The organism is Streptomyces sp. NPDC058579 (assembly GCF_042718575.1).
Lineage (GTDB): Bacteria > Actinomycetota > Actinomycetes > Streptomycetales > Streptomycetaceae > Streptomyces.
Genome location: NZ_JBHXPI010000028.1, coordinates 1 through 12,808 on the forward strand (window position 1 = coordinate 1; position 12,808 = coordinate 12,808).

Consider the following 12,808-nt stretch of genomic DNA (forward strand, 5'->3'; position numbering starts at 1 on the left):
GGGGCTGTTGAGACAGCCCGGCCCGACCTATGTGAAGGCCCCGGTAATGGCCCCCGTACCGGCTACGGCGCCTGGTCCGACGCCGACTGGGCGGGAATGCGACCGCCGTCGCCGCCCTTCCCCTTCGTCCTCGCCTTGATCCACATGTCCCGCAGGCTTTCGAGCATCGACGCGAGGAAGATGACCGCGCCGCCGAAGATCTGCGACAGGTTCAGCGACTCGCGGTTGACGAGCCCGAAGAGGCTGGCGAACACGAGGTCGAGGTTGAAGATGACCGACGTCCGCGCGCTGCCGACGCGCCGCTGGAAGCGGGTCTGGAGGTAGATCGCCAGGGCGGTCGACATGACGCCCATGAAGACGATCGCGATCCACACCCTGGTCTCGGTCAGCGGCGCGAGGTCCCGCGCGAACGGGAAGTACAGCAGGGCGAGCGTGCCGAACAGGACCTGGAAGAAGCCCAGGGCCAGCCGGTCGACCTGCCCCGACTCGGGCTCGGACGTCAGCTTCCCGATGATCGAGATGGTCATCGCGATGGCGAAGGCGGCGAGCCCGCCCCACAGGTAGCCGACGGAGATGTCGTCGAGGTCGGGCCCGAGCACGATGAAGGCGCCCACGACACCGACGACCACCGAGGCGAGGTCCACCTTCGAGGGCCACCCCTGGCCGAGCGCGGCCGAGACGAAGGGGATGAAGACGATGCACATCGTCACGCAGAACGCCGTGCTGGCCGACGACAGATAGTGCAGCGCGTAGCTCTGGCTGACGATGTTGAGCGCGCTGAACAGGCCGAGCACGAGCCCGCCGAGGAGCGCCTTGCGGCTGGCGCGCAGCGCGACCGGGAGGGCGAACGGCAGCAGCGCCAGCGTCGCGACGAGCGAGCGGGCGAACGCGTACAGACCGGGGTCGACCACCGCCACGGCGTTGTGCGTCAGCGGAAAGCCGATGCCCCAGATCAGCGGGATCGCGAAGATCGCCAGCAGAGCGACGCGGTCGCGCCCCTTCTCGGCCTTGCTGTCGTCCAGAGGAGCGGCACGCTCATCGGTAGTCGACGTATCCATAGAACTTCCCCGGCTCGTAGTTCCACGTCACGGTCCGCTGCGTGTCGCCGAGCAGCATCTCGGCACGGCGCAGGTCACGCGAGACCAACAGGCGCTGCAGCCAGCGGTCGGTCCCGTCGTAGCGTGCCTTGAACGCCGTTCTGCCGTGGACGGTTTTGAGATTGTCGAGCAGCAGGGTCTCCCCTGGCCCTAGGTCGACCGCGTACATGTTCTCGTGCAGGATCACGCGCAGCCGGTCGAGGGCCGCCTGGGCGCGGGGGTTCGTACCGGCGATGTACTCGTCGTCGTACGCGATCATCGGCGAGGCCGGGTCGCCGAACAGGACGCGGATCGCGGGGCCGTTGCCGCGCTCGGCGTCGCTGTTGCCGAAGTTGTAGTCGACGCTCGTACGGAACTGGAACTCGGAGAGCGTGGCGATGTCCTCGGCGCTCAGCAGGGGCAGGATCTCGTCCGCCCCGATCACGAGCGTCTTGGCGACCCCGGACGGGTCGCGGCGGAGCCCGCTGAGCATCAGGTAGTCGGGCTGGACCGGGTGGTAGATGTTCTCGTTGTGCAGGTCGAGGATGACGGCCGAGCTGTCCGAGGAGATGTTGGACTCGTTGAGCTTGGCCGGGCGCACGTTGTGGATGATCGCGCCGTTCCGCTCCTGGCTGTAGCTGAAGGGCTCGCCGAGCAGCTTGCCGAGCATGATCAGCGTGAACTCGCTGTAGTACGTGCCCTTCCCGTTCTCGATGTCCTCCGTGGACTCCGTGGTGGGCATCAGGTCGGGGTCGATCGCGCCGTCGCGTATGAGCAGGCGTCCGCCGGGGCCGCCCTTGCGCTTGAAGTCGAGCAGGGCGCGGACGTCGTCGTGCTCCAGGGTGGCGAGCGCCTCCTCGGCGTGCGCGGCCGTGCGCTCGAACTCCCGGTAGGGGTTGGCGCGGACGGCGAACCGCCGGATCGCCTCCGACCAGGAGGAGATGTCGACCGTCGGCATGGGAACGTGGGTGGTGGTACGGGTCACAGGGCTGCCCTCGCAGTCTCGCCGCCGTCGACGATGTAGTGCTGACCGGTCATGAAACGTGCCTCGTCGGAGGCGAGGTAGACGAGGAAGCCCCCGATCTCGGAGGGGTCGGCGTGCCGGCCGAGCGGGATGTTGGCGTTGACCTCGTCGAGCATCTCGTCGGTGTACTCGGCCCGCTGCATGGGCGTGAGCACGGCGCCGGGAGCGAGAGCCAACACCCGGATCTTGGGCGCGAGTTCGACGGCCATGGTGCGCGAGAGGGCGAGGATGCCGGCCTTGGAGGCGTTGTAGTCCGCGTAGTGCGGGAACGCGGCGAGGCCGTTGATCGAGGACATGTTGACGATCACGCCCTCGTCCATGCGCCGGACGGCTTCGCTCGCGACGTAGAAGACCCCGTTGAGGTTGGTGTCGATCACGGCGCGCCACTGCGCGGGCGTGATCGAACGGAAGCTCTCGTGGCGGACGCTGACTCCGGCGTTGTTGATCAGCACGTCGAGGCGCGGGAAGGTCTTCTCCAGCTCCTGGAACGCCTGCGCCACGGCGACGTCGTCCGAGACGTCCACGGTGATCGCCACGGCGATCTCCGGAATGGCCGCCAGCGTTTCGTCGATGGCGCGCTTGTCACGGTCGAAGATCGCGACGCGTGCGCCCTCTTCGACGAACCGCCTGACGGTGGCCTGGCCGATTCCGCTCGCCCCGCCGGTGACCAGCACTCTTTTCCCGCTGATGCCCTGCATGAAGAAACTCCCCTGAGTGCCGGTCACAGCTGCTCGAAGACGTTGCGGTCCGGAATCTCGAAATCCACGGGCCATTTTCCGGAGTCGACGCGCTCCTTGATGTACGGGAAGTCGCGGTAGAGCTGGCCGAGGAGGTGGTGTCCCACGACGATCCGCTCGTCGCTCTCCCCGAATTTCGGCAGGACGCTCAGTTCGGTCTCGAAGTCGAGATTCATGAAGAAGGGGAAGCTGTAGCGCTCTTCGCCGGTCGTGACGACCCGGTGCAGGAGCGACTTCACTTCTCCGCCGGTGATGAACTGGAGCATGTCGCCGCCCATGACGAGCAGCATGTTCTTGAAGACGGGCATGCTGCGCCAGGTCTCGGTGGCGCGGTCGTAGGCGAGCAGGCCGGGCGAGGTCTGGTGGATGAGCGTGAAGAGCTCGTAGTCGGTGTGCGCGCCCATGGACGTGTCGCCGCTCTTCACGAGCACGTCGTTGGGGACGTAGTGGATCAGGCGCAGCTGCGAGGCGGGCCGGGTGATCCAGGGGTCGAAGTGGTCCTCGCCCTGCCCGACTCCCTGCGCGATGAGCCGCAGGATCTGGCGGGAGATCTCGAAGTTGGCCGCGTAGTACGCCTCGGCGGTGCCGGCCATGCCGTCGATGTGCGAGGGGTACCGGTTCGGTCCGACGAGTTCGAAGCCGAGGCTGCTGCTCGGCGGCAGCGGCTCGGCGTCGTAGCCGATGTCGAAGGCCTCGTAGGTCCGGATGGATTCGTCGCCGTAGGCGCCCTGTTCGGTGACGGGGACATAGCCGCGGTGATTGTCGGAATCGCCGATGTAGAACTCCAGCTTCGACTCCGTCGGGGAGTCGAAGAAGCTCTTCGAGACGTCTTGCAACGACTTGAAGAGAAGCGGAGATATGACCTGGTCAAGGTCGGAGAGATAGAAGTAGCCGGTGTCAGCGAGGGCTTCCAGGATGTGCGCGGGTGTCACGTCACCGGAAAGGATTTCGTCATAGCTGATGACCGGAATGGAGTGAATCGCCATGTATGGGCTCCCCCGAGCTCCATGCTTTCGGACAGATCTTGCCGTCGGAGAGTTTGGTGAGCCCGGAATGGAACGTCAATCTTCCACTTGTGGTCGTACACGACGAAATTATTGAGCACCGAACAATGAGGCCCGCTTTGTTGGCCTTTTGACCGCTGTCAGCATTGAGGAATTGGCCATCCTGGCCGTAACCAGCCCCTCAAAGTGTGACTGCGATCACAGGCCGAAGTCCGTTTGGTTACTGCGGGGTTACACCCCCGGACACGCCGAGCCGGAGTGACCAAGGACACCCGACATTTGCTTGTGGGAATCCTGTGCGGCGGCTGTACGGTCCCTGAGGCACATGCACCCGAGGGAAGGCTCCGTCATGCCGGGCTTCAGCCGAGCCAGCAGCGGAAAGGAACCGGGCGCGCGTCTCTTCGCGCTGGACGGCATACGGATCACGGCGGCGCTGGTGGTGGTGCTGTACCACTACATAGGGCTCAATTCGGCGTGGGACAGAAGCACCGCCGAGCTGTTCCCCGCGCTCCGGCCCGTCGCGCTGTTCGGCTGGCTCGGCGTCGAGATCTTCTTCGTCGTGAGCGGCTTCGTCATCTGCATGAGCGTGTGGGGACGCACGGTCGGCGACTTCGCCGTCTCCCGGGTGTCCCGCCTGTTCCCCGCGTACTGGGCCGGCATCGCGCTCACCGCGCTCGTCCTGTGGTTCCTGCCCGAGGTGCAGGAGCTACGGCACACGGAGCAGTGGAGCGACGTCCTGATCAACCTGACCATGATGCAGGGCGGCCTCGGCGTCGGACACGTGGACCACTCGTACTGGACGCTGTTCGTGGAGCTCAAGTTCTACGCGCTCTTCGCGATCGTGGTGCTCTGCGGTGTCACCTATCGCAATTGCATACTCTTCTGCGGAGTCTGGACCCTGGCCGCGATCGCCGCGCCGACCACCGACTTCCGGCTCCTGCACTTCTTCGCGATGCCGCAGTACGCGCCGTACTTCATCGCCGGCATCGCCTTCTACCTGATGCACCGGTACCGGCCGACCATGCTGCTGTGGGCCATCGTCGGCGTCCAGTTCCTCATCGCCCAGCACTACGTCCGCGGCCGGATGCGGATGAACCTCGGCCTCCACCTCTCCGAGCAGCTGCCGACCTGGCCCGCGCGTCTGGTCATCGCGGTCGGCTTCCTCGCGATCGCGGCCGTCGCGCTCGGGTACCTGGACCGGATCCAGTGGCGCTGGCTGAAGACCGCGGGAGCGATCACGTACCCGCTCTACATCATCCACATGGCCATCGGCATCACCCTGATCCACCACTTCCGCGACCGCGTCCCGCCGCTGCCCCTCGTCGCGACCGTGACGGCCGCGATGCTGGTCCTGGCCTGGCTGATCCACGTCTGCGTGGAACGCCCCCTGTCGAAGCGCCTGCGGGTGGGGATGCGGCGGGGGGTCGAGGAGATCCGCCGGAACACACCGGCGCCGGTGTCAGGCTCCGACTCCGGTTCCGGTTCCGGCTCCGGTTCCGTCTCCGTGCCGAACGCCCGGGCGCCGCTGGGCGAGCTTCACGTGCGCGAGCCGGCCCTGTCCGCGTTCAAGCGGTGACGTGGTCCTGCAAGAGGTGACGGCGGAGGAGGACGTTCGCGTCCGTCTCCGCGCTGCCGTCGAAAAGGGCGCGCGCCTGTCGGCGCTGGACGGCCAGGGCGGCGCAGGTCTCGCAGTCGGGGACGGGTGTGGGCGGTCGGTCCGGGTCGACGGTACGGGTACGAGTACGCGCCCGGGCGTTGGCCGCGCTGACACCCGCGCTCAGCCGTTCCGCCGGGGTGGCCGGCCGCAGGGCCGCCGGATCGGCCTGCCACTCCCGCCCGCCACCGACGGGCCGGAGCATGGCGTACGGGCCGATGCTGCCGCGGAACTCCCCTACCACACAAGCCACTTTGTCGTACATGAAAGCGCCGCACTCCATGGATTCCCGCCGTCCTCGTGAATTACCCTCTGTGATCCGGGCACTACGAGAATGGACCCGGGACCGAGGAACGATGAGCGCTGCAGGGCCGTACTTCCCCACGTCGCGCGGGTAGTTCCACATCTTCCACAAGGGAGCGCGTGATGCCGGCGAGACGGGTGGTGACGGGCCGCAGCCAAGAACCGCGCAAGCGGTTCGCGGAGGAGCTGCGCAAGCTGCGGGCCGAGCGGGGCGAGAGCCTGCGGAGGCTGGGCGAGGTGGTGGGCTGGGACTGGTCCCTCTTCTCCAAGATGGAGAAGGGCGAGACCCTGGGCGGCCCGGAGGTCGTCCAGGCCCTGGACACGTACTACGGGACGTCGGGGATGCTGCTGGTGCTGTGGGAGCTGGCGTTGGCGGACCCGGCGCAGTTCAAGGAGCGGTACCGGACGTACATGGCGCTGGAGGCTGAAGCGATCAGCCTCTGGCACTACGCGCCCCACGTCATGCCAGGTCTGCTCCAGACGGGGGCGTACGCACGCACCCTGATGGGGTGGGGCGGCGGCTTTGAGGGCGACGCGCTGGCCCGGCAGGTCGAGGCTCGCGTAGGGCGAAGAGCACTACTCGAAGGAGACAGCGCTCCCACGTTCCGAACGATCCTGTCGGAGACGGTTCTACGCACGTCGCTGCCAGTTCGGGCGGAGTGGCAGGAGCAGTTGGAGCATCTGCTCGCAATGAGCGACCGCCGGAATGTCACCGTCCAGGTGGTTCTGCACTCAGCCGGCCTGTACGGCCTCGCGAACACGGACGTGACGTTCCTCAAGCCGACGGACGGCAGAACGGTGGCTTGGGTGGAGACCTCGTACTCTGGCGAAGTCGTCGAGGAAACCGGCGCTGTCGACCGACTCCAGCACCGATACGATCTCGTCCGGGACCTGGCCCTTTCCCCGGCCGACTCACGGAAGTTCATCACGCGGACGTTGGAGGAAGCATCGTGCGAGCCATCGATCTGAGCTCCGTTGCGTGGCGCAAGAGCTCCTACAGCAACGAGGACGGCGGTAACTGCCTCGAAGTCGCCGACGCCCTCCCCCTCGTCCCCGTCCGCGACAGCAAGAACCCCACCGGACCGGCCCTGCTCATCGCCGCGCCGGCGTGGGGAGCCTTCGTCGACGGCGTCAAGGGCGGCGGACTCAGCCGGTGAGCTGGTTCTCCGTCAGAGGTTGAGTACGGGTACTCAAGCGGGCGGTGATCCGCAGCCCGCAGGGTATGGGCATGCGATCAATTCACCTTTCGAAGTCCCTGCTGGCCTCCGCGCTCGGTGGCGTCGTCCTCCTGACCGGCATCGGCGCGCAGCAAGCCACCGCCGGTCAGACGCCCATGGTCAAGGCCGCCTCGGTGACCAATCCCTTCGAGTCGCGGTTCCTCGAGATGGCGGACCTCATCGCACAGTCCTGTGCCCCGGACGTCTCCGACAGCGCTGCCGCGGCGCCTGCGGCCGAGCCGTCCCCCGACACCACCCTGCCCATCCTCGTCGACCCCGTGCCGCTGTCCTCGGAAGAGAGCTGCGCCGCCCAGAGACACCAGGCGCGTATCAGCAGAGCGTTCTCGGGGACGGGCGCGGCCTCGTACACGGATCTGCGGAACAGGCTGATGAAGCTGAACTACCCGCCGGCGCGCATGTATCGCATGCCGGACTTCTCGGGTGAGCCGCGGGTCAGGCTCGACCTGCGTGTGGGAGCCGAGCGGCTGGCCCTGGAGGTGACCGACCTCGGCAACAGCGTGATGGTCGAGGCGTTCGGCGTTCCGAAGGACGTGAAGGTGACCGAGGTGCGGCTGGTGCCGCAGCTGGACGCGCCCACGCTCGGGCACTGACAAAAAGGTCATCCTCGGGGACGACCCCGACCTCGCCGCCCTCTACGAGATGGCCGTCGGCGGCACGCTGCTGCCCGCCGGCGACGAGGAGTTCGCCAGGGAGGCCGGTCTCGACGTGGCGTGGCACAAGCCGTTCCAGGAGCTCCTGGAGCGCGCGGTGGAGGCCGGGCACGGGGAGCACAGCGTCTCCGCGCTGGTCGAGGTCCTCAAGAAGCAGTGAGGGCCGGACCCCGCCGGGTCCGGCCCTCACATACGCCTAAGGACGCGTCCGTCACTTGACGGGGTTCAGGCAGAGCACGAACTTGTACGACTCCAGCTGCTGCGCGAGCGCGACCTCGCTCACGTCGCCGCACTTCTCGACGTCGAAGGTGTCGTCGATGACCTTCACGACCTTGTAGAGGTCGGGGACCTTCTCGCCGCAGGGCTTGGTGTCGACCTCGGGGTCGTTCTCCGGGCCGGTGACCGTCACGCACTCGCCGACCTTGGCGGAGACGGGCGCCTCGCCGGTGAGGTACGGGAGGCCGAGCTTCCAGAACAGGATGGCCGCGATGGCCACGACGATGCTGAGGATCGTCTTGCCTATGCTGCGCTTCTTCTTCGCCGGCTCGGCGGGAACGGGCGCGGGCACGGGCTCAGGCGCGAGGGGCTGCTCGGGGGAGGCGGGCGGCTGCGTCGTCATGAAGGATTCCTTGGGGACGTGAGCATGATCAGACGCGCAGATTACATCTCACGGAACGGGCAAATCGGGCCCGGAAGATCCAATTCCCCAACCAGTTGTGGACTCGTGATTCTGGCGCCCCGTCAGGCGAAGTGACGGGGCAGCCGAAGCCACGGGGCAGCCGAAGTGACCGGTCAGCCGAAGCGGCCCATCTGCTGCTGGCGGGCCAGCGAGCGCCGCAGGTCCGTCGGGAGCGCGTGGTACGGGCCGTACGCGCGCTCGGTGTCGTACAGCAGTGCCTGGAGCTGCTGGTGGGCCGCCGTGTGGTCGCCCATCGACAGGAGCAGGTTGCCGATCCGGCGGCGGATGTCGAAGAACCGGGCCTGGTCCGCGCCGTGCTCCACGAACGGGAGCAGGGCCCGGTACTCCGTCAGCGCGGAGGCCGTCTCCCCCAGCTGCTCCAGGCACTGCGCGGCCTCGTAGCGGAACTGCAGGGTCTGCGGGTCCGCCGGGCCCGCCTCCTTCGCGCGGTCCTCGGCGAGGCGGCGCAGCTCCGGCAGGGCGCGGCGGTACTGGCCGTCGTCCATGAGGGTCGTCGCGTACTGCTTGCGCAGGATGCGGACGACCGGCGAGTGCTCGCCGTGCTCGGCGGCGGCCGCGGGCAGGATCGAGCCGAGCAGGTCCACGGCACGGGTCAGCGAGCCCTCCCCCAGGAGCCGCTTGACCTCGTCCACCGTCGCGGCCACGTCCGGGCGCGAGACCGGCGGCGGGACCGGCGGGGCCACCGGCCGAGGGGGCGGGGCGGAGGCGCGGTCCGGCCAGGGGGCGTGCGGGCGCAGGAAGGGGCGGGTCGGGTCGAGCGGTCCTGCCGGGGCGCCGCGCGCGGGGAGCATCGGCAGCAGCGCCTCGTACACCTCGTGCGCCCCGGAGGGGCGGTGCTGCGGGTCCTTGGAGAGCAGCCGCAGCACGAGCGCCTCCAGCGCCTCCGGCACCTCGGGGCGCAGCTGGCGTACCGGCAGCGGCGGCTCGTACAGGTGCCGGTGCAGCACGCCGAGCGCGGTCGAGCCCGCGAACGGGACGTTCCCGCTGAGGAGTTCGTGGAGCAGGACCCCGAGCGCGTACAGGTCGGTGAACGGGCCGACCGCGCCGCCCATGGCCTGCTCGGGCGCCATGTACGCGGGGCTGCCGATCGGCGAACCGGTGTGCGTGAGGCGGGTGGTGTCGGTGTCCAGGACGGAGGCGACACCGAGGTCGAGCACGGTGAGGGAGCCGTCCGAGCGGACCATCACGTTCCGCGGCTTCAGGTCGCGGTGGACGATCGGGACCGCGTGCACGGCGGCGAGCACCGCGCACAGCTGCGCGGCGACGGAGACCGCCCACTCCCAGGGGTACGGGTCGTGCTCGGCGAGATGGTCGGCGAGGTCCGCGCCGTCGACGTACTGCATCACGAGGTACAGGTCGTCGCCGTCGCTGCCGGCGTCGTGGACGGTGACCAGGCCGGGGTGGTCGACCTGCGCCGTGACCCGGCACTCGCGCACGAAGCGGCGCCGCAGCTCCTCGGCGGCGGTCGCGGGGCCTGTCATGGTGGCGGGGCGGAGCAGCTTGACGGCGACCCGGCGGTCGAGCCGTCCGTCGTACGCCGTCCAGACCTGGCCCATGCCGCCCTGGCCGATGACGGTGGAGAGTTCGTACCGGCCGCCGATGACGCGTCCGTTCACTTACTTCCCCTCGTCCTTCCGGAGGAGGTCGCTGAGCTCGTCCAGCTCGGCCCGGACCTGGTCGATCCGGGGGTTGGAGGGCTGTGCGGGCGGCGCGGGCTGAACCGTCGGCTGCGGCGGGATCACGGGCTGGGGCTGGGGCTGAGGCTGCGGTTGGGGCTGCACCGGGGGGACGTAACCGGCCTGGTGGCGCGGGACCGTCGCCCCGTACGGGTTGAACGGGGCGGCGGGGTGGGCCGGCGGTACGGCACCGATGCGGACCTTGTCGTGCCGGATATCGACGACCAGGAAGTAGGCGGTGAACGCGGCCGCGTTGAGGAGGATGATGCCCATCGCGATGTCCGCCTGGGTCGTCTCCACGTCCTCCGGCAGGATGGCCAGGCCGGTGATCATCACGGCGGCGGAGACCCCGCAGAGCACCCAGTCGCGCGCGCGCCGGGTCACGGCGGCGAGCCGGATCATGGTCCCCCAGGTCAGGAACCCCAGGCTGAACAGCGGCAGCAGCGCGAAAAGCACGCGGAGCGCGATCACCGACGCCGGAATGACACGCGGTGGTGGCGGTGGCGCATAGCCGTGGCCGTACATTCCTGCTCCTGAGCACTCGGTTCGGTTGCGGAGTCGAGCGTATACACCGACGCGGACAACGTCCCCAGGGTTGTACCGAACCGTTGCCGGACCGATCAGGTCAGGGCCCGCGTCAGGGCGCCACCGTGCCGTCCGCGAGGCCGTCGAAGAGCCCCTGGACCAGTTGCTCGCCGATCCGGCCCGCGAGGCGCAGGGCGTCCTCGAACTCGGCGAGGGCGCGGAAGCGTTCGCCGTACCGCTGCTGTTCGGTGAGCGGCAGGCGCGGGAGCTGGAGGCGGCGGACGTCGAGGCGGGTGGCCGTGGAGGCGTAGCTGCTGGCCTGTCGGGTGTTGGTGGTGCCGCGCAGGAAGCCGGCCAGGAACCACGGGTCGAGGGCGGCCGGGTCGGGGCGCAGGAGCTGGAGGTTGCGGCCGAGCGCGGCCCCGGCGGTCGCGGTGTCGACGACCCGGGCGAGGGAGCCGCCGCCGAGGACGGGGACGACGACGTCGCCGGGGGCGAGGAGGACGGGCTCCTCGGGGGCGCCGTCGGGGAGGGCCCCGGAGGGCGGCTGGGCGGCGAAGACGTCGTTGTCCGTGAGGACCCGGGTCGGGGCGCCGGTGAAGGAGGTCGTGCCGGTGCCGCCCGCGCGCAGTTCGAGCGCGCCCGTACGGGCCAGTTCGCCGACCGTGACACCGGTGGGCCGGGCGGCCGCCGCCGCCGGGTCGCCGACGGCGCGCGTCGCGGCGTCGGCGGGCAGGGCGGGGGGCGGGGTGAGCGCGACCGTACGGCCGAGGGTCTCGGCCAACCGGTCCCGGACCGCGAGGAGTTCGGCCGCGCCGCCGCCCGCGGCGGGGGGCGGCAGATGGCGGGCGGGCGCCAGGTCGACGTCGTCGTCGAGGAGTTCGATGACGGGCACGGACCGGCTCGCGCCCGGGGTCTCGGTGACCGTGCCGTGCTTGTCGAAGGGCAGCCAGGCGTCGAGGACGGCGGTGTGGACGGCCTGCCAGTCGAGCTTGTCGCGGCCCGCGCCGGCCAGGTGGTCGGCGGTGGTGTCGACGAGCAGCAGCTCCGGGGAGGGGGTCACGCCGGCGGCCGGCTTGCGGAGCACCCAGAGGTGGAGCGGGATGCCGTAGGGCGGGGCGGCCCCGGCGGGCAGGGCGACGACGGCCCGCAGGGCGCCCCTGCGCAGGAGGTCGGCGCGGATGCGGCGGCCCGAGCGGCGGGAGGCGGCGGCGGGCGGCATGAGGAGGACGGCGGTGCCGCCGGGGCGGAGCCGGGCCAGGGCGTGCTGGACCCAGGCCAGTTCGGACTCCGTACGGGCCGGGAAGCCGTACTCCCAGCGCGGGTCGTAGGCCAGTTCGTCGTGGCCCCAGTTGCGCTCGTTGAACGGCGGGTGGCAGAGCACGGTGTCCGCCGTGAGGTGCGGGAAGGCGTCGGCGCGGAGGCTGTCGCCGGTCCGCACGCGGACGTCGGCGTCGGAGGCGAGGGCGAGGCGCAGGGCGGTGAGCGCGGCCAGGTCGGGGTCGGTGTCCTGACCGTGCAGGGCGCCGGGGTGCTCGACGGCGCGGAGCAGGGTGCCGGTGCCGGACGCCGGGTCGAGGACGGTGGGGCGGGGTCCCTCGGTGGGGGCGGCGAGGGCGGCCATGAGGGCGGCCGGTCCTGGCGGGGTCAGCGTGTACTGGCGCGGGTTGGCGTCGAGGTGCCGGCCGAGCAGGAACTCGAAGGCCTGGCGGGCGCCGATCTCGGCGGCAAGGTCGGCGGCCCCGCGCAACAGGGGTACGGAGGGGCCCAGTTCGGCCGGGCTCGGGGTGAGGACGGACCTCTCGACGCCGAGGCGTTCGGTGAGGACCTCCTCCAGGGCGACCGGCAGGGTCTCCGCGATCCGTTCGTCCGAGACGGCGGCGAGCTTCGGCCAGGCGCTGGACCGGTCCCGTACGAGCAGCAGGACGCAGCCCGCGTGGGCGAGCGCGGTGACGGCCTCCGCCGGGTGGCCGGCCACCTGCTGCCAGACGCGCTCGCGCAGCGGGACCTCGGCGAGCTTGCCCTGGGCGCGCAGCCAGCCCTCGACGTCGGCGAGCGCGAAGGAGGGGCTGGTCTCCGTGCCGCCCACGGGCCGGGGGAAGTCGGCGTGCCGGCGCCGCCAGTTGCTCACGGCGGCCCGCCCGACCCCGGCGAGCCGGGCGATCCCGGCGGCGGTCACCTCTGCTGCGTGCTCCGGCACCTGGCGCCTCCTGTGCGTTTC

At 69.9% G+C, this 12,808-nt stretch carries 13 protein-coding genes and 1 pseudogene; 5 read left to right on the top strand and 9 right to left on the bottom strand.

What is annotated here, in order from left to right; translation table 11 throughout:
* Nucleotides 1-62: 62 nt before the first annotated feature.
* The 4 genes from ACFWRO_RS25805 to ACFWRO_RS25820 are packed head-to-tail and all read right to left on the bottom strand — an operon-like array spanning nt 63 to nt 3,823.
* A complete protein-coding gene (locus ACFWRO_RS25805) occupies nt 63-1,058 on the bottom strand; it encodes a DMT family transporter (RefSeq protein ID WP_384513691.1) in 996 nt (331 codons plus the stop codon).
* Nucleotides 1,036-2,034 (bottom strand): TauD/TfdA family dioxygenase, encoded by a 999-nt coding sequence (locus ACFWRO_RS25810; protein WP_384513693.1) that lies wholly within the window; start codon nt 2,032-2,034, stop codon nt 1,036-1,038. The genes ACFWRO_RS25805 and ACFWRO_RS25810 overlap by 23 nt, the downstream gene beginning before the upstream one ends.
* Before the next feature lie 23 nt (nt 2,035-2,057).
* Nucleotides 2,058-2,798 (bottom strand): SDR family NAD(P)-dependent oxidoreductase, encoded by a 741-nt coding sequence (locus tag ACFWRO_RS25815; RefSeq protein ID WP_384513695.1) that lies wholly within the window; start codon nt 2,796-2,798, stop codon nt 2,058-2,060.
* A 23-nt stretch (nt 2,799-2,821) separates the two neighbouring features.
* A complete protein-coding gene (locus ACFWRO_RS25820; RefSeq protein ID WP_384513697.1) occupies nt 2,822-3,823 on the bottom strand; it encodes an isopenicillin N synthase family dioxygenase in 1,002 nt (333 codons plus the stop codon).
* A 343-nt stretch (nt 3,824-4,166) separates the two neighbouring features.
* Here ACFWRO_RS25820 and ACFWRO_RS25825 point away from each other — a divergent pair, with 343 nt between their 5' ends.
* Nucleotides 4,167-5,417 (top strand): acyltransferase family protein, encoded by a 1,251-nt coding sequence (locus ACFWRO_RS25825; protein ID WP_384513699.1) that lies wholly within the window; start codon nt 4,167-4,169, stop codon nt 5,415-5,417.
* Here ACFWRO_RS25825 and ACFWRO_RS25830 read toward each other — a convergent pair.
* A complete protein-coding gene (locus ACFWRO_RS25830) occupies nt 5,407-5,778 on the bottom strand; it encodes a hypothetical protein (RefSeq protein WP_384513701.1) in 372 nt (123 codons plus the stop codon). The two genes, ACFWRO_RS25825 and ACFWRO_RS25830, sit on opposite strands and share 11 nt — an antisense overlap.
* A 143-nt stretch (nt 5,779-5,921) precedes the next feature.
* On the opposite strand from ACFWRO_RS25830, the gene ACFWRO_RS25835 reads away from it, so the two are divergent.
* From ACFWRO_RS25835 to ACFWRO_RS25850, 4 genes and pseudogenes are all read left to right on the top strand, one after another.
* Nucleotides 5,922-6,767 (top strand): helix-turn-helix domain-containing protein, encoded by an 846-nt coding sequence (locus ACFWRO_RS25835; RefSeq protein WP_384513703.1) that lies wholly within the window; start codon nt 5,922-5,924, stop codon nt 6,765-6,767.
* Nucleotides 6,749-6,955, top strand: coding sequence for a DUF397 domain-containing protein (locus tag ACFWRO_RS25840; protein ID WP_384513705.1), 207 nt, complete (start codon nt 6,749-6,751; stop codon nt 6,953-6,955). The genes ACFWRO_RS25835 and ACFWRO_RS25840 overlap by 19 nt, the downstream gene beginning before the upstream one ends.
* A 71-nt stretch (nt 6,956-7,026) precedes the next feature.
* Nucleotides 7,027-7,626, top strand: coding sequence for a hypothetical protein (locus tag ACFWRO_RS25845; protein WP_384513707.1), 600 nt, complete (start codon nt 7,027-7,029; stop codon nt 7,624-7,626).
* Between the two features lie 7 nt (nt 7,627-7,633).
* Nucleotides 7,634-7,846 (top strand): annotated as a pseudogene (locus ACFWRO_RS25850) (hypothetical protein); the annotation flags it as partial.
* 51 nt (nt 7,847-7,897) lie between these two features.
* Here the strand turns inward: ACFWRO_RS25850 and ACFWRO_RS25855 are convergent.
* From ACFWRO_RS25855 to ACFWRO_RS25870, 4 genes are all read right to left on the bottom strand, one after another.
* Complete coding sequence (locus ACFWRO_RS25855) at nt 7,898-8,305, bottom strand: hypothetical protein (RefSeq protein WP_384513709.1); 408 nt, start codon at nt 8,303-8,305, stop codon at nt 7,898-7,900.
* 173 nt (nt 8,306-8,478) lie between these two features.
* Complete coding sequence (locus ACFWRO_RS25860; protein ID WP_384513711.1) at nt 8,479-10,002, bottom strand: protein kinase; 1,524 nt, start codon at nt 10,000-10,002, stop codon at nt 8,479-8,481.
* On the bottom strand, nt 10,003-10,533 hold the full coding sequence (locus tag ACFWRO_RS25865) for a hypothetical protein (RefSeq protein WP_384513713.1): 531 nt from the start codon (nt 10,531-10,533) through the stop codon (nt 10,003-10,005).
* A gap of 166 nt (nt 10,534-10,699) precedes the next feature.
* Complete coding sequence (locus ACFWRO_RS25870; RefSeq protein WP_384513715.1) at nt 10,700-12,787, bottom strand: N-6 DNA methylase; 2,088 nt, start codon at nt 12,785-12,787, stop codon at nt 10,700-10,702.
* Nucleotides 12,788-12,808: the final 21 nt, after the last annotated feature.

Excerpts from the sequence above, each read along its gene's own strand:
- ACFWRO_RS25855 (WP_384513709.1), bottom strand. The coding sequence starts at position 8,305 with ATGACGACGCAGCCGCCCGCCTCCCCCGAGCAGCCCCTCGCGCCTGAG.
- ACFWRO_RS25810 (WP_384513693.1), bottom strand. The coding sequence starts at position 2,034 with ATGCCGACGGTCGACATCTCCTCCTGGTCGGAGGCGATCCGGCGGTTC.
- ACFWRO_RS25845 (WP_384513707.1), top strand. The coding sequence starts at position 7,027 with ATGCGATCAATTCACCTTTCGAAGTCCCTGCTGGCCTCCGCGCTCGGT.
- ACFWRO_RS25835 (WP_384513703.1), top strand. The coding sequence starts at position 5,922 with ATGCCGGCGAGACGGGTGGTGACGGGCCGCAGCCAAGAACCGCGCAAG.
- ACFWRO_RS25830 (WP_384513701.1), bottom strand. The coding sequence starts at position 5,778 with ATGGAGTGCGGCGCTTTCATGTACGACAAAGTGGCTTGTGTGGTAGGG.
- ACFWRO_RS25820 (WP_384513697.1), bottom strand. The coding sequence starts at position 3,823 with ATGGCGATTCACTCCATTCCGGTCATCAGCTATGACGAAATCCTTTCC.
- ACFWRO_RS25815 (WP_384513695.1), bottom strand. The coding sequence starts at position 2,798 with ATGCAGGGCATCAGCGGGAAAAGAGTGCTGGTCACCGGCGGGGCGAGC.
- ACFWRO_RS25825 (WP_384513699.1), top strand. The coding sequence starts at position 4,167 with ATGCACCCGAGGGAAGGCTCCGTCATGCCGGGCTTCAGCCGAGCCAGC.
- ACFWRO_RS25805 (WP_384513691.1), bottom strand. The coding sequence starts at position 1,058 with ATGGATACGTCGACTACCGATGAGCGTGCCGCTCCTCTGGACGACAGC.